The following is a 15,365-nucleotide window of genomic DNA, read 5'->3' on the forward strand; positions in this document are numbered from 1 at the left end:
CATCCCTGGTTGCTATATTGGCTGATATGGAAAGAAGGGATTTTATCCGCACATTGTCCGCAGGGCTGCTGTTGCCTGCTATCTCCACTGCCGCCGCGTTCAGGCAGGAAGGCGCGTTTGCAGACAAGATACTGCCCGCGCCGGTGAACGGCGGTTTTATGATGGACGGGTACTGGGTGTGGGATCCGAGCGTGGTGAAGGGAGAAGACGGGCGTTATCATATGTTTGCCTCCCGCTGGTCCAAAGAGCTGGGTTTTGGCAACTGGGTCACCAATTCGCAGATCGTGCGCGCCGTTTCCGATACGCCCGAAGGGCCTTATACTTTCGAAGAAGTAGTGCTGCCCGCGCGCGGCAAAGGTTTTTTTGATGGGTATACAACGCATAACCCAAGGATACTGCAATACGGCAAACAATACCTGCTTTATTACATGGGCACCGTATACGATTTTCCCGTTCCGGATAACCGCGAAGATGTGTGGGCGGACGGCCGTGCCCAGCGCGCCTGGATGAATAAACGTGCAGGCGTGGCCGTTGCAGACTCCGTATACGGGCCATGGAAAAGAATGGACCGCCCCGTGATCGAACCGCGCCCCGGCAGGTGGGATGCCTCCATCACCTCCAACCCCTCTCCCGTAGCATTGCCTGACGGCAGCATTTACCTGATGTATAAGTCCTCTTCAAAGAACTACGACCCGCCCCTGCTGCTGGGCGCGGCCATGAGCAGAAACAGCTACAAAGGGCCGTACGAAAGGCTTTCAGACGCTCCAGTATTTTCATTCCATAGCAAGAACAAAATGGATAATGATGTGGAAGACCCGTTTGTATGGTATGCCGGCGATCATTATGAGCTGATCATGAAAGACCGCTTCGGTCATATTTGCGGAGAAGAAGGTGGCGGCATTCATGCTACATCCAAAAACGGGGTGGACTGGAAACTTTCCGATCCCGTGAAAGCCTATTCCCGCCTCATCCGCTGGAACGACGGCACCACCACCAAACAGGCCAATTTCGAAAGACCTTTCCTCCTGTTCGAAAACGGGAAACCCACACACCTGTTCGCCGCAACGGGCTCCGGGCCAAAGCCTTACCAGGTGGATAAGACCTGGAACATGGTAGTTCCGTTGAAGCACTGAGAAACCTGCTCAGCTCATTTTTTCAGGAGTTTACCGTTGTCGAAATTTTGCAAACCTCATATCTATTCTGCTAAGGCAGCTTCTTCCAACCAGCGTGAATAGTGAGGTAGGTGGCCGTCACCGGTTCCTGCCTGTTGTGTATCGTTACGGCGCTGCAAAGCAGCTGCCCGTCCTTTTTCCGGATATCGAAGGCAATGCCGGCGGCTTGTTCGTCGTATACCCAAAGCGTGTCGTTGGTATCGCTCACGTAGGTGGCGGCGGGTTGCAGGGCTGGAAAACTTTCGCGGATGGTTTTCAGCGGCGTGTTGCGGCCGATGCCGTTCCCCGTGCGGTAATCTTCTCCTGAAACCACGATCTGGCGGGCAGTGCGGCGGTTCATGTTACTGTCTGCATAAGTGGAATACACCGCAATGGTATCCACACCATGCCAGATGCCCCAGGCTTTGCCCATCGCGGCATCGCCATCGTCAGGCTTGCCCAGCAGCGCGAAGATGGAATCCATATCCTGGCCAAGCCTGAATTTCCCGGCGCTTTCGCCGGGCGTCAGCAGGGCTTCGGGTGCGGCGGGCGCAGCTGCCTGCCGAACGGAATCTTCCCGCGCCGCTTTTTGCGATGAAGGCTGCGCGCAGGCTGATAAGGCGCAAAAGGCCAGGGCTATACGAAAAGAAGATATTTTCATACCCTTACTGCCGAAAATAGCGTGCCAATAATGCCCCGTACCAGGTAACAGGGCGCGCCAACATTGCGAAAGACCGTCATTGCGGGGAGGGTGTGCAGGAGCCGCGACGACAATCATTAAAACAAAAAGCGGGCGCTCCTTACGAAGCGCCCGCTTTTTTATATGAAGCCGCAGTGGTTACTGGGCGGATTGTCTTTTTTTCTTCTGGTGATCAACGATCGCGCCGGTGCCCGCACCCACGCCCGCACCGATGATCGTACCGATGGCGGCGCCTTTCAGGCGGTCCTTATTCACGATAGCGCCGGTAATGGCTCCCGCGCCTGCACCTACTACCGCGCCCTTGGCGGTATGGCTCCAGCCTTTTTTAGCCGGTGCGGCCGGCGTGGCGGTTGTATTGTTCACAGGCGCCGCTGCAACATCGTTCCCTGCGGAAGAAGCATTGCTGCGCACACGGGTGGCTTTGGCATTTACTGCTTTCATGGAGTCGATCACATGCTGCCTGGCCATATTCACCTGGTTCACGGTATTCATTGAATCGATGGCTGCTTTACGTGCCGCCTGGATGGCGGCTGCATTATCCGCCCTGCTCTGGCAGGCGAAGAGTGATACACTGATCGCTGCTGCCGCTAATAACTGTTTCATGATCGAAGATTTTTTGATTGGACTATTTCCGGGCAGGGTATTGCGAAAACTGTGCCAATCAAGCCCAATAGCATTGCCATCGATTGGCATTCAATACATTACGCTTCCTCTCCCAGCTTCGAAACAACCTTACGCTGGGACGCATAAATGCCGGAATGACCGCTGAAATAATAGGCTGTAAAACAAGCCACCGCAAAATACAGCACATGATCGGGGCCGAATAATTCAACGCCCATGAGCGTGCAGGCGATCGGCGTGTTGGTAGCGCCCGCGAAAACGGCAATGAACCCAAGGCCGGCGAAGAGATCCACCGGGGCGCCGGTATACACCGCGATGGTATGACCGAGCGCAGCGCCGATGAAGAACAGCGGCGTCACTTCTCCCCCTTTGAAGCCCATGCCGAGGGTAACGGCCGTAAATACCAGTTTCCATAACCAGCTCCAGTCCGTTACGCCCTGCGGGCGGAAAGCGTTGACGATGGATATGCCCCCGGGGTCTTTGGACGTAACGCCCAGGCCGAGGTAATCGCCCGTTCCCGCCATAAAAAAAAGCAAGATAACCATGAAGCCGCCTGCCACAGGCATCAGCCATTGCCGAGTTTTAAAAACGCTGTTACCCAGCTTTTTCACCTGGTGGGTGGCGGTGGCGAACAGGTTGCCTGCCAGGCCGAAAGCTACACCGGCAACGATCACTTTCAGGAGCAGCAGGTAATCCAGCGGGGCGGAGAATTGGATATCGTAATGCGTATGATGAATGCCCCAGGCACTGCAAACGATGTCCGCAAACAGGCTGGCCATGAGGCAGGGCAGCAATGCGTTGTATTTGATGCGGCCGATGGCCAGCACTTCCAGCGCAAACACGGCGCCGGTGAGCGGTGTGCCGAACACTGCGCCAAACCCCGCTGCAATGCCCATCATGAGAATGACACGGATATCTTCCGGCTTCAGCCTGAACCACCGGCCGAGCAATTGCGCAAGGCTGCCGCCCATCTGCACCGCAGTGCCTTCCCTGCCCGCCGAGCCGCCAAACAGGTGTGTAACAAGGGTGGTAACCAGCACCAGCGGCGCCATCCGTGCCGGCACGCCGCCGCCCGGCTGATGGATCTCATCCATGATGAGGTTATTGCCCGCCTCAGCATTTTTCCCTGCGAGCCTGTACATAAAATGAATGCCCACACCCGCCAGCGGCAGCAGGTACAGCAGCCATTCATGCTGCCAGCGGAATACGGTCACAAGGTCCAGCAGCCAGAGAAATAAAGCGACTGCGGAACCCGCGGCCAGCGATACCGGGATGGCTATCAGCGTCCAGAAGAGCAGATGTTTTGCTACAAAGATTTGTTCGAAGTTGCGGAGGAGATTTTTCATACCTACAAATAACTGTTCACCGGCATGAGCCGTAGAATTTGCAGGCGCCATCAGCTTGTTTAGAGCGGTTGGGTCAGGAAGACACCATTTCCTGTTTGAGACGGTAAGTTATAAAAAATCCCCGTTCCCGCAAACCTTACCGGTTGCGCCGGTAGCTCCATACCGTGAGCCCCGCGCCCAGCAATACGAACAAAGCGCCCGCCCAGGGCGTGGATACAAGGCCCAGCCGACTGTCTACCACCACGCCGCCCACATATGCGCCGATAGCAATGCCGAGGTTAAAAGCAGAGATGTTCAGCGACGATGCAATGCCTTCCGTACCCGGCAGGTATTTCTGCGCCAGCTGCACTACATATAACTGTAAACCCGGCACGGTGGCGAAAGACAGTCCGCCGATAAGGAACAGGGTAACTACGGCTGGAACCTGGAACGGCGCCGTGAAGGAGAACAGCGCCAGCACCGCGGCCTGCGCGATGAACATCCTGGTCAATATCCTGGCGGGATTATGATTGCTCACCTTTCCTCCCCACATATTGCCCAGCGCGATTGCCACGCCATAGACCAGCAGCAGCAAACCCACGGAAGACGCGGAAAAGCCGGTAATTTGCTCCAGCAGGCTGGCCAGGTAGGTGAACACCACGAAAGTGCCGCCGTAGCCGAAGGCCGTGATGGCCAGGACGATCAGCACATCCGTATTGCGCAATACTTTCAGCTGCTCTTTCAGCGGCAGCACCGGGCCGCTGCTGATCTTGTCCGGCACCAGCAGCCATGTGGCCGCAAAAGCGATCAACCCAAGTATGGCCACACCGCCGAATGTGGCGCGCCAGCCAAAGTGCTGGCCGATAAAAGTGCCCAGCGGTACGCCGACGATAATGGCGATCGTAAGCCCGGCGAACATGATCGCGATGGCCGAGGCTTTTTTATCAGGCGCTACCAGCGTAGGGGCGATGGTTGCGCCCACACCGAAGAACACGGCATGCGCGAAACCGGAAATAAAACGGGCGGTGAGCAGTGAGAAGAAGTCCGGCGCAAGAGCTGACGCAATATGCCCGGCAACGAACAGCAGCATCAGCGACACCAGCAGCGGCTTGCGAGGCACTTTGCTGGTGAGCACGGTCAATATAGGGCCGCCTACTGCCACGCCCAGCGCATAAATGCTGACCAGGAGGCCGGAGGCGGATACGCTTACGTTCAGGCTTTCAGCAATGGTCGGTAAAATGCCCACGGCCACAAATTCCGTGGTGCCGATGGCAAAGGCGCTGATGGTAAGCGCCCATAGTGCTGGCGGAATGCCTTTGCCGGAGCGGGTTTCAGGAGGAAGGGCAACAGCTGCCGCTTCCGTTTGTACTTGTTGCATGATCTGATCTTTGATTTGTATCTGCAAAAGTACCCCTGGCTATTCCATTATCATAATAAGTTAAATCATACATTTGTATCATTAAAATAATAGTTATGGCACTTAACCTGGAGTGGTTCCGCACCTTCAAAACCATTTATGAAACCGGGTCGCTGACCGCCACAGCGCAGCAGCTGTATATTTCCCAGCCGGGCGTAAGCCTGCATCTCAATTCGCTGGAGACCTATGTTGGCTACAAGCTGTTCGACCGGGCGGCGCGCAAAATGGTGCCTACCGAGCGCGCCAAGATGCTGTACAACTACATCCTGGAGGCCCTCAACCGGCTGGAGTTGGCGGAAGAACATTTTTTCAGGAGCTCCGACACGCATAAACCTTCCGTCAGCATCGGCATGTGCCTGGAAACGTACCAGTTCACGCTGGAACAATATATCTCTTCCCTCCCGTTCAACGTCAGCATTAAGTTCGGCGACTACCTGGATATGCAGCACGACCTGGACCATGGCCTGCTGGACCTGATCGTGACGCCACAGAAAGGCAGCCAGGCCAACATCGAGTATGTCCCTTTTTCCAAGGAAAGGATCGTGCTGGTAAGCGGCGGGAAACAGGACAGTAAAGAATTCCGCCAGCGGCTGGAGGAGAAAGACCTGGAGGGTGCTGAGAACTGGCTGAAGGAACAAACCTGGTACAGCACCGCGGCGGATATGGAAAATCTGCGCAGGTTCTGGCATCTCAACTTTTCCCGGCACCCGGATTTCAGGCCCAATTATATTGTGCCCAACAAATGTTCCATCGTGCGGTGCATGAGCGGCAGCAAAGGTTTTGCCGTGATACCCGACTTCCTTTGCAGGCAGGAGCTGCAAACCGGGCAGCTGAAGCTGGTGTGGGAAGGGAAGAACACGATCGAGAACACGCTTTATTTTGGAAAAAGGAAAAAGACCATGTTCGCGAAAGAGATCGGCATGATCGAGGGATTCTTTATGGAACAGGCCGTGATGGCCTGATTCAGCTTCCTTTTTTAGCCGCCTGGAAACAATCGCTGGCCCTGGTCTTATCCAGGTAAATGATCGCGTCGTATTCGTCGGGGAGAATGGAGGCGGCGAACTGGTACTTCGGGAGCATAGCCATAGAGCCGATCATGCGCAGGCGTATTTTCTTCAGCAGCCAGGCTGCATGCGGATCCTGGAGTTTTTCGCGCCGCACGTCCAGTATAAAATTACCCAGCCCGCTATTCCTTGCGTACAGCTCGAATGTGCCGGGCTCCGGTGCGCTGAGCGGATGACCGCTGAATAGTCCCTTGCCGGATTCCACGGCGGTATAAGTGCCTTCGCCCGCGCTAAAGCCGATCACTTTCATCTGCCTGCCGAACGTTTTGTCCAGATGGCCGCCCATGCGCGCCTTCCCTTTTGCCACATGCCCGTTGTGCGCCCACAGCACCAGCTTGCTGCCCGGGTATTGCTGCGCCAGCCAGGCTACGTTATCGGCCATGCTGCGGTCCCGGTTCATGCCGGTGGCATCCAGCACGGCAAACTGGCTCAATACCGTGATATACTGTAACGCCCAGCCATATTTTTCCTGCCCGGCAGCGGCCGTAAGGGTTTGCCGGTTGGCTTCCAGGTATTGTTTCATATCGGAAAGAGAAGTGTTCAATGTCTTCGCCATCTCCCCTGCGGTATTGGAGCGTTTCTGCCGCTGAAGCCGCCTGCTCTGCGCCCCGATGGAATCGGCCAGCACATTTTGAGAAGGCGCATACGCGGCCATGAAATCCTCCAGGCCCTGCACCGCTCCTGCGGCGAATTGCATATCAAATCCTGTGAACTGCACCGGCCGCTGCGGATGCGCGATGTTGTAAGTGCGCATCCAGGTGATCATGTCCAGAACTTCCTGCGTGTTCCAGGTCCAGAAATACATGGTATCAAGCAGCTTTTTCGGATCGCCGGCGCCGTTCAGCACAAATTGATTGATGGCATTGCATTCCGGCATATTCGCCTCGATGGAAAAGAGGTTGAAGCCCATTTCTTTTACCAGGAATTCCAGCAGGCGGTGTTTCATGCGGAAAGCCTCGCTGGTGCCGTGCGTAGGTTCGCCAAGCGATACGATGCGGGCGTCGCCTACGAGCGTTTTCAGGCCTTCCAGGTCGCCGGAACCGCTTTCTGCATCCACAGCCTTCAGCGGCATCGCATGTTGTTTCAGCCAGGCCAGTTGTTCAGGCGCAGGTATTCCTTTGATGAACCGGGGCACATCAGCGAGGTCTTTCCCGTCAACGCTCAGGCTCAGCCGGTCGATCCACATTTTCCCTTCGCCCACCAGCAGCGCGCCGATGGCGATCTTGTCCGCATCGTCGCTGAGCGCCAGTTCCACGCTGTATTTCTGCCAGTCCGTGGTACCGGTGATACCGCGTTTTTCCATGTTATCGAATTCCCTGGTTCCGTCTACGCGCATATAAAGGCCGGCCCATCCGCCTTTTACATCTTCGGTTCTCACATACCCTTCCAGCCGCACCCTTTTTCCTTTGAATTCCGCGGGCACAGACATTTCCAGCGATCCGAACCCACCTTTCCGGGCAGTGTCGCGTTTTTCTATCACTACTGAATATTTGCCGGAATAAGCAATGCTGTCCGACAGCACCGTATAGCCGTAGTGGTTACCCTGCGGTACAGGCACGCCCCAGTCCGCGGGTTGTTTGCCATTTGGGCCCAGCTTTTCAAAATCAAGATTATTATCCTGCGAAAATGCAGTGAAAGGGATCAGTAACAGGAACAGGGATCTTTTCATATCAGGGATTTCGCTACAAACGTATTTTTTTTGATTTATTCTTTGCATTTAAATGTCTCGGCTTCCGATCGCTTCCCTTACGGCGGGCGCCACCTGCGTGCCGAACAGCCTGATGGCGTGCAGCACTTTGTCGTGATGGATATATCCTTTCACGATCTGCGCCAGGAAGCGGGTGTGGTTAAACAGTGTATGCTGGTAAATGATCTTGTCTGTGATCTCCTGTACGCTGCCTACGAACAGCGGTCCGTCCGGCAGGCGGAGGTATTCGAACTGCTCGCGCGTCATAGGCTGCCAGCCGCGTTCGCGGCCTACGCGGTTCATGAGTATTTCGTAGGAAGGGTAAAATTCATCCGCCGCCTGGTCCGAATCGTCCGCCACGTAGAACTGTGAATTGATGCCCAGCTGCAGCTTCGCCGGGTCGTGCCCCGCTTCCGCGGCCGCTTCGCGGTAGAGGTTGATGAAGGGAACGTACTGCGCGGGTTTGCCGCCGAGTATGGCCAGCGTAAGCGGAAGGTTCAGCCGGCCTGCGCGTTTGGCCGATGCGGGCGTGCCGCCTGCAGCCAGCCAGATGGGCAGCGAAGGTTGCAGCGGCCGCGGGTAAATGCCGCGGTTGCTGAAAGGCGCGCGGTATTTCCCTTTCCAGCTCATCATTTCCTGCCGGTTTATTTCCAGCAGCATGGTCAGCTTTTCGATGAACAAAGCATCATAATCGCCCAGGCTGTAGCCGAAGAGGGGGAACGATTCGGTAAAGCTTCCCCTGCCTGCCATGATCTCCGCGCGACCGTTGCTCAAAAGGTCGAGCGTGGCGAAGTTCTGGAAAGTGCGCACAGGATCCGCCGAACTCAGCACGGTTACGCTGCTGCTGAGCCTGATATTTTTGGTGATGGTGGCAATGCCTGCCAGCGCCACCTCGGGCGCGGATATGATAAAGTCGGGGCGGTGATGTTCCCCGAGCGCGAATACGTCCAGGCCGGTTTCATCCGCCAGCTTTGCTTCCGCCAGCAGTTCCTGCATCCTGAGATGCGATTCTGTTGCCCCGCCTGCCACGCCTTCGGGCCTTACTTCACCGAACGTGCTGATGCCTAACTCCATAGTTTTCTTAGCTGTTATAACACAATATTAAGCATAAAAATAACAAAGGCTCACGGGCGGTTGCCGTGAGCCTTTGCAGACAGATCGGGGCTTAACAGTTCTTTAGTTCTGGGGAGCAGGCTCGTACTGGTAATTCACGGCCCAGGTGATGCCAAACCGGTCTTTCAGCTGGCCGAACAATGCGCCCCATGGAGCTTTGTCCAGCGGCATGTCTACCGCGCCGCCCGCGCTCAGTGATTCAAACAGCTTTTTGGCTTCGGCCTCCGATTCAGCCGAAATAGCCAGGGAGAAGTCGTTTCCTCTCTTGAACTCACCGAAAGAATCCGGGAAGTCGCTGCCCATGATGACGCTGCCCCCTGGAATGGTGAGCGCTACGTGCATCACCAGGTTCTCATCTCCTGGTTTGCAATGCTCAGGCATGCTGCTGAACCGCATGATGCCGTTCATAAATTCACCGCCGAAAACGGACTTGTAGAAGTTGAACGCTTCTTCGCAGGTGCCTTTGAAATTCAGATAAGGACTTACTTGTGCCATTTGTTAAGTTTTTATGATGAAGTAAACGAGCTCATTGGCTGGCCAGGCTCCGGGCGTGCGCCAGGCAGTAGAACCGGCGCGGGAGCGGGGCTTCATCGTCCAGCACCTCTGCTGAACAACCGAAACCTGCTAAAAGTTCAATGATGCGGGCAGAATGCACATCCCCTTCCGTACAAACCACGCGGAGGATGCGGTCGCAGTCCTCCAGGTCGAAATTGGCCCGGTGGCCGGGTATTTCACCATTGATCATGCCCACCAGCAGCTTAGCCAGCAGGGGCCTGGTCACATTTGTTTTAAATACTTCAACCATTGTTGCGGATTTTGCTTTATTTCGGTATGTTATACAAATGTAATCCTGCCTTCGTTAACTCACAGGGTGCAAAAACGGCAAATTGCAGGGGATGATGCGACAACTTTTATTATTATTTTTGATTTATGAAACACATCTCGATTCTCATACCGCGGGGCGCTGCCGCTTTAGGCTGCATTGAAGGCGCCTACAGGATGTTCACACAATGCAACGACTTCCTGGTGCGCCGCGACAGGCCGGCGCTCTTCAACGTCCAGATGGTGGGTATTTCAGAGGAAGGCCAGGTGTACGACAAGGCCTTTACCGTGCGCCCCGATACTGTTGTATCGGAAGTGCCTAAAACGGACCTGATCATTATCCCCGCTGTTAACGGCATTATGGAAGAGGTGATCGACATTAACAAAGATTTCCTGCCCTGGATCCGCGGGCAGCACGGGAAAGGCGCGGAAGTAGCCAGCCTGTGCGTGGGGGCGTTCCTTCTTGCGTCCACCGGGTTGTTGAAGGGCAGGCAGATCGCCACCCACTGGCTTTCCGTTAACGACTTCCGCAGGATGTTCCCCGATGTGAACCTGGTAAGCGACCAGATCATTACCGACGAGCAGGGAATTTATTCCAGCGGCGGCGCCAACTCTTTCTGGAACCTGCTGCTGCATATCGTGGAAAAGTATACGGACCGGGAAATAGCGATCATGTGCGCGAAATATTTCGCGATCGAGATAGACCGCAGCAGCCAGTCTGCCTTCCTCATGTTCAAGGGGCAGAAAGAGCACGACGACGATCCCATCCGCGAGATACAGACCTTTATTGAAGAAAATTACCAGGAAAAGATCACGGTAGATCAGCTTACGTCCCAGTTCGCCATCAGCCGCCGCAGCCTGGAGCGCCGCTTCAAAAAAGCGACCTGCAACACCGTGTCCGAATACATCCAGCGGGTAAAGGTGGAAGCCGCCAAGAAAGGTTTCGAGACCAGCCGCAAGAACATTACCGAGATCATGTACGACGTGGGTTATTCGGACAACAAGGCTTTCCGCACCGTATTCAAAAAAACGACCGGCCTCTCTCCTGTTGAATACCGTAACAAATACAACAAAACGGCGGTTACGATGGAATAGGCTCAGATGGGCATGCGCATCTGCAGCAGGTGCCCGGCGAAACCGGCTTTTTCGTACGCCCTCACCGCGGGTCCGTTCTGATGATACACTTCCAGGATCATTTCCCTGATGCCCTGCCTGCGCGCCCATTCCGCCAGGTTCCCGACGATGAGGCTGTTCACCCCTTTCCCCCTGAATTCGGGCACTACGTACATAAAACCGAGATAAGCATGCTGCGTATGCTTAAGAAAGGGCTTTGCGTCTTCGATACGGGCATAACCGGAGCCGATGACCTTCCCGTCCGCCTCCGCCACCACCACCGAAATATGCGGCTCGTAGATCATCGCGGCGATGTCGTAATAATGCACTTCCCCTTCTTTGATGGTGGGGTCGAACGGACGCTCCGCGGCAATAATGCCCTGTTCGAATGTGAGCAGCACATCCAGGTCGTTTAACGTCGCTTCCCTGATCCTGATCTGTTCCATAGCTTTTATTTGTAGCTGCAATTTCCTAAATTGCACGGAATAATCTTTTCGCCATGTATACCATGCTTACCAGCACACCTCCTCCCGCGGTTACCCTGCAAGCCAGATAACCAGCGGATCATTCCTCCCCTCACAGGATGAAACACTTTCCCCGGGCACGTATGGCCCTGGTTGTTTGCGCATGCGCTTCCTTCTCAAGCGATCATATTTCAAGCGTTTAAACAACCGAACTTTCAATGACCCGATATATTCTCATGGTGTTTGCCGGAGCATGCAGCTACGGCGTACTTTCTACTATCGTTAAACTGGCGTACCGCGAAGGGTACCAAGCCGCGGAGATCTCTTTCACACAGGCCCTGCTGGGCATGGCCGTGCTCTGGCTGCTGGTGCTGCTGCGCGAAAAGATACGTTTCCGCGTGAACTGGCCCCTGTTGTGGACCGGCGCGGCCATCGGCCTTACTTCTTTTGTGTATTACCTTTCCGTGCGTTACATTCCCGCATCGCTGGCCATCGTGCTGCTCATGCAGTTCGTGTGGATGGGCATATTGCTGGACTGGCTGCTGTTCAAACAGCGCCCGGGATGGCTGCAGACCGTTTCCACCCTGTTGATACTGGCAGGTTCCGTGCTGGCAGGCGGCATACTGAAAGAAACACCTGTGGTTGCGGAAACCCGGGATTCCGCCGCCTGGCTCACCGGCATCCTGCTGGCGCTGGGTTCCGCCTTTTTGTATGCTATTTACATCGTGGCCAACAGCCGTTATGGCAACGGGCTGCACCCTTTGCGCAAAAGCGCGGTGATCATGACCGGCTCCACGCTGGGCATCGGGCTGGTGAATATTCACAGCCTGGCCACGCAGCCGTTCACCGACCATGGTCTCTGGAAATGGACGGTGCTGCTGGCGCTTTTCGGCACCATCATACCGCCGGTATTGTTCGCCAAAGGCATGCCGCGCATTGGCGCGGGCGTGAGCGCCGTGGTGATGACGGCCGAGCTGCCGGTTGCAGTTATTGCTGCGGGCATGCTGCTGGGCGAACAGCTGGACGCTTTGCAGTGGTGCGGCGTAGCGCTGATATTGCTGGCGATCGTGTGGCTGAAGGTTGGGCAAAAGGGTGATTAAAAAACGAAGGCCGCCCCGCAAATCCGGGACGGCCTTCTATTATTTGCATCCACAAACAATCACGGCAATTGCTGCTTCTTCGCTTCCTGCTCCAGCCTGGCCTTCTCTTTCGCCTCGGCTTTTGCTTTCCTGCGGAAGTAACCGCGGAAGAGGAAATTATGTTTCAGCGCTTCCAGGTTCTCATTCAGTTTTTCCGAGCTGGTTTCGAGGTTGCCGATGGTATGTTTGAGGGACGTGGCGGTTTGTTCGTCGTTGAGGAGCACGCCGGCGGGAGTGTTGCTGCTGCGAAGGTTCTCGTTGATGCCCTGGCTGGCGCCCTTCAGGTTCAGCACCACGCTGTCCATACCCTGCGACACGGTTTCCAGCTGCGTCATGGTGGAGCGGAGCTTGGCGAACACGACGGTATCCGTCACCAGGTCGTTCGCCAGCGTGCCTTCGTTCTTCAGCTGCGCGGTGTAAGCCGCAAGCCCCTCCGTGAGGCGCTGGGTGTTGGCGGCGGTTTTCTGTAAAGTGGCCAGTGTGCCTTCCAGGTTGTTGTACACGGCATCGTCCGCGATCAGCTTGCCGAGCGTGCCCTGGCCGTTGCGGATGTTCTTCGTGATCTCTTTCAGGTTGCCGGTGATCTCTACCAGGCTTTTATTGTTCACCTGCAGGGTGTTCATGATCTCATCTGTGCTGATGCTGGTTTCCACGATGATCGTATCGCCGTCGTCCACGGGCGGCACTTCGGCGCTTCCGCCTGTGAGCGCAACGATCTTGTTGCCCACGAGCCCGTCCGAGCTTATCTTCGCGCGCACATCTTTATGGATGAACTCGCGGCTTTTCTTTTCAATATCCATCCTTACCGCAATGGCATGCGAACCGGTAAAGGTGATGCTTTTGATGGTGCCGACCTTTACGCCGGAATACCACACGTTGTCTCCCTTGGCAAGCCCGCCGATGTCCTGGAACATGGCCACCACCTGCAGGGAGCTCATGAAGGTCTTTTTCTGGCCGCCCAGCACCAGTATGCCCGCCGCCATAATGATCATGCCGGCGAATACGAATATGCCTACTATTACGGATCTTTTGTTGCTTTGATCTTTCATGGTCTATTGCGTAAAGTTATAATCATAAAATTCCCTGATCAGCTCGTCGTTGTCAGCGAACACTTCATCGAAGCTCCCTTGTTTGATAAATTTCCCTTCCTTCATCACCGCTATTTCATCGCCGGTGGCGCGGGCGCAGGTGAGGTCGTGCGTGATGATGATGGAGCTGGTCTTGAACCTGCGCTGCACTTCGTTGATCAGGTTGTTGATCTCGGTGCAGGTAATGGGATCAAGACCGGCCGTCGGTTCATCGTACAGCATGATCTCCGGGCGAAGGATGAGCGTGCGGCCGATGCCGATACGCTTGCGCTGCCCGCCGGAAAGCTCTGCCGGCATCTGGTCTACGGTATGCGAAAGCCCCACGGCATCCAGCACAATATCCACCAGCCTGTCGCGCTGTTCGGCTTTCATGGCGGGTTCATTCCGTTTCAGCGGGAAAGCGAGGTTCTCGCCCACGGTCATGCTGTCGTACAGCGCGCCATTCTGGAAACAGAAGCCCACTTTCATACGCAGCTCGCGCAATGCTAAGGGCCCCAGCTCCGGCACTTCCTGGCCCAGCACGTTCACGGTGCCGGCGTCAGGCTTCAGCAGGCCGGCAATGATCTTGATCAGCACGCTTTTGCCCGTGCCGGAACGGCCCAGCACCACGATATTTTCCCCTTTATGTAGCTTCAGGTCCACACCCCGCAGCACATGGTTGGCGCCGAAGGACTTGTAGAGACCCGCTATGGAGATCACCGTATTGTCGTAATCTATTTCAGGCGTAAATGGTTTCATACTGGTTTAGCGGATCGAATTGACGATCTGCACGATAATGATCTCTTCAATGAATATCAGGAACATGCTCACCACTACGGAGATATTCGCCGCCTTTCCCACGCCCGTAGTGCCTTGCGTGGCATTGTAGCCCAGGTAGCAGCTTACCACGCCGATGGTAAAACCGAAGGTGAGCGACTTGCCCAGCGAGGCAAACAGGTCCAGGAAGGAGATGTCGTTGAATGCCTTGTTGAAGAAAGCCGCAAGGCTGGTCTGCTCGTTCAGGTGAATGTCCAGGTAAGACCCCATCATGCCCACCAGCGCCGTGTAGGCCATCAGCAGCGGAAGGCATACGGTGCAGGCCATGATGCGGGTAACCACCAGGTATTTGAACGGGTTGATGGCGGATACTTCCATGGCGTCTATCTGCTCCGTCACCTTCATGGAAGCCAGCTCCGCCCCTATGCCCGAGCCCACTTTACCGGCGCAGATCAATGCGGTCACCAGCGGCGCCAGCGCCCTTATCACCGCGATGGATATCAGCGAGGGCAGCCAGGAAGTGGCCCCGAATTCCGCCAGGGACGGCCGGCTCTGCTTGGTGAACACCAGGCCGGTGATAAACCCCGTCAGGCTGATGAGGGCCAGCGATTTGTAGCCTACCATATAGCACTGGCGGATGAATTCCTTTACTTCCAGCGGCGGGCGCAGCACTTCCCTGAAAAAACGGCTGATGAACCGAAATATGTCGTGAACATTGATGAAGAAGGTATCTATTCCCTTCGAAATGACTGGTTTCTCCGGTTGATCGTTCGATTCCATTGGCTGCATTTTACCTTAACTATTACAATTTCAGGCGGTGAATTGTTAATACCGGGACATTACCTTCAAATCCCGTGCCCCACAAGGGAGAGGGCGGCGTATGCCTCCGGATGCTGCTGTAACAA

16 protein-coding genes and 1 riboswitch are annotated in these 15,365 nt (G+C 55.5%); of the genes, 4 read left to right on the forward strand and 12 right to left on the reverse strand.

Annotated elements, in window-relative coordinates:
- Window positions 1–26 precede the first annotated feature (26 nt).
- A complete protein-coding gene (locus tag ACTJIK_RS17290) occupies window positions 27–1,133 on the forward strand; it encodes a glycoside hydrolase family protein (protein WP_440648343.1) in 1,107 nt (368 codons plus the stop codon).
- Window positions 1,134–1,203: 70 nt separating this feature from the next.
- Here the strand turns inward: ACTJIK_RS17290 and ACTJIK_RS17295 are convergent, their stop codons facing one another.
- The 4 genes from ACTJIK_RS17295 to ACTJIK_RS17310 all read right to left on the reverse strand — a co-directional run bounded on the left by ACTJIK_RS17295 (window position 1,204) and on the right by ACTJIK_RS17310 (window position 5,175).
- Complete coding sequence (locus tag ACTJIK_RS17295; RefSeq protein WP_440648345.1) at window positions 1,204–1,812, reverse strand: hypothetical protein; 609 nt, start codon at window positions 1,810–1,812, stop codon at window positions 1,204–1,206.
- A gap of 177 nt (window positions 1,813–1,989) precedes the next feature.
- Window positions 1,990–2,454 carry a glycine zipper domain-containing protein gene (locus tag ACTJIK_RS17300; RefSeq protein ID WP_440648347.1) on the reverse strand — a complete coding sequence of 155 codons (465 nt, stop codon included), beginning with the start codon at window positions 2,452–2,454 and terminating at the stop codon, window positions 1,990–1,992.
- Window positions 2,455–2,552: 98 nt separating this feature from the next.
- Window positions 2,553–3,818 (reverse strand): voltage-gated chloride channel family protein, encoded by a 1,266-nt coding sequence (locus ACTJIK_RS17305; protein WP_440648349.1) that lies wholly within the window; start codon window positions 3,816–3,818, stop codon window positions 2,553–2,555.
- Window positions 3,819–3,852: 34 nt separating this feature from the next.
- Window positions 3,853–3,919: riboswitch (Fluoride riboswitch) on the reverse strand.
- A 35-nt stretch (window positions 3,920–3,954) separates the two neighbouring features.
- Window positions 3,955–5,175, reverse strand: a complete 1,221-nt coding sequence (locus tag ACTJIK_RS17310) for an MFS transporter (protein WP_440648351.1) — start codon at window positions 5,173–5,175, stop codon at window positions 3,955–3,957.
- Window positions 5,176–5,270: 95 nt separating this feature from the next.
- Between ACTJIK_RS17310 and ACTJIK_RS17315 the strand changes: the two genes are divergently transcribed.
- Window positions 5,271–6,176 (forward strand): LysR family transcriptional regulator, encoded by a 906-nt coding sequence (locus ACTJIK_RS17315; RefSeq protein ID WP_440648353.1) that lies wholly within the window; start codon window positions 5,271–5,273, stop codon window positions 6,174–6,176.
- Window position 6,177: 1 nt separating this feature from the next.
- Here ACTJIK_RS17315 and ACTJIK_RS17320 read toward each other — a convergent pair whose 3' ends face one another.
- The 4 genes from ACTJIK_RS17320 to ACTJIK_RS17335 form a co-directional block, all read right to left on the reverse strand.
- Window positions 6,178–7,947, reverse strand: coding sequence for an erythromycin esterase family protein (locus ACTJIK_RS17320; protein WP_440648355.1), 1,770 nt, complete (start codon window positions 7,945–7,947; stop codon window positions 6,178–6,180).
- Window positions 7,948–7,995: 48 nt separating this feature from the next.
- The gene (locus tag ACTJIK_RS17325; RefSeq protein WP_440648357.1) at window positions 7,996–9,039 is read right to left on the reverse strand and encodes an LLM class flavin-dependent oxidoreductase; all 1,044 of its coding nucleotides are present in this window, start codon (window positions 9,037–9,039) and stop codon (window positions 7,996–7,998) included.
- A 102-nt stretch (window positions 9,040–9,141) separates the two neighbouring features.
- Window positions 9,142–9,573: a VOC family protein gene (locus tag ACTJIK_RS17330; RefSeq protein ID WP_440648359.1), complete on the reverse strand. Its 432-nt coding sequence runs from the start codon at window positions 9,571–9,573 to the stop codon at window positions 9,142–9,144.
- 31 nt (window positions 9,574–9,604) lie between these two features.
- Complete coding sequence (locus ACTJIK_RS17335) at window positions 9,605–9,883, reverse strand: hypothetical protein (protein ID WP_440648361.1); 279 nt, start codon at window positions 9,881–9,883, stop codon at window positions 9,605–9,607.
- Window positions 9,884–10,008: 125 nt separating this feature from the next.
- Between ACTJIK_RS17335 and ACTJIK_RS17340 the strand changes: the two genes are divergently transcribed.
- Window positions 10,009–10,995, forward strand: coding sequence for a GlxA family transcriptional regulator (locus ACTJIK_RS17340; RefSeq protein WP_440648363.1), 987 nt, complete (start codon window positions 10,009–10,011; stop codon window positions 10,993–10,995).
- Between the two features lie 2 nt (window positions 10,996–10,997).
- Here ACTJIK_RS17340 and ACTJIK_RS17345 read toward each other — a convergent pair whose 3' ends face one another.
- Window positions 10,998–11,459: a GNAT family N-acetyltransferase gene (locus ACTJIK_RS17345; RefSeq protein WP_440648365.1), complete on the reverse strand. Its 462-nt coding sequence runs from the start codon at window positions 11,457–11,459 to the stop codon at window positions 10,998–11,000.
- 236 nt (window positions 11,460–11,695) lie between these two features.
- On the opposite strand from ACTJIK_RS17345, the gene ACTJIK_RS17350 reads away from it, so the two are divergent.
- Window positions 11,696–12,577, forward strand: a complete 882-nt coding sequence (locus ACTJIK_RS17350; RefSeq protein WP_440648367.1) for an EamA family transporter — start codon at window positions 11,696–11,698, stop codon at window positions 12,575–12,577.
- Between the two features lie 59 nt (window positions 12,578–12,636).
- On the opposite strand, the gene ACTJIK_RS17355 is transcribed toward ACTJIK_RS17350, so the two are convergent.
- The 3 genes from ACTJIK_RS17355 to ACTJIK_RS17365 are packed head-to-tail and all read right to left on the reverse strand — an operon-like array spanning window position 12,637 to window position 15,240.
- On the reverse strand, window positions 12,637–13,665 hold the full coding sequence (locus tag ACTJIK_RS17355) for an MlaD family protein (protein ID WP_440648369.1): 1,029 nt from the start codon (window positions 13,663–13,665) through the stop codon (window positions 12,637–12,639).
- 3 nt (window positions 13,666–13,668) lie between these two features.
- A complete protein-coding gene (locus ACTJIK_RS17360; RefSeq protein ID WP_440648371.1) occupies window positions 13,669–14,442 on the reverse strand; it encodes an ABC transporter ATP-binding protein in 774 nt (257 codons plus the stop codon).
- Window positions 14,443–14,448: 6 nt separating this feature from the next.
- Window positions 14,449–15,240: an MlaE family ABC transporter permease gene (locus ACTJIK_RS17365; RefSeq protein WP_440648373.1), complete on the reverse strand. Its 792-nt coding sequence runs from the start codon at window positions 15,238–15,240 to the stop codon at window positions 14,449–14,451.
- Window positions 15,241–15,365 lie beyond the last annotated feature (125 nt).

Origin of the sequence: Chitinophaga sp. 22620 (assembly GCF_052044405.1) — a bacterium.
Classification (GTDB): domain Bacteria; phylum Bacteroidota; class Bacteroidia; order Chitinophagales; family Chitinophagaceae; genus Chitinophaga.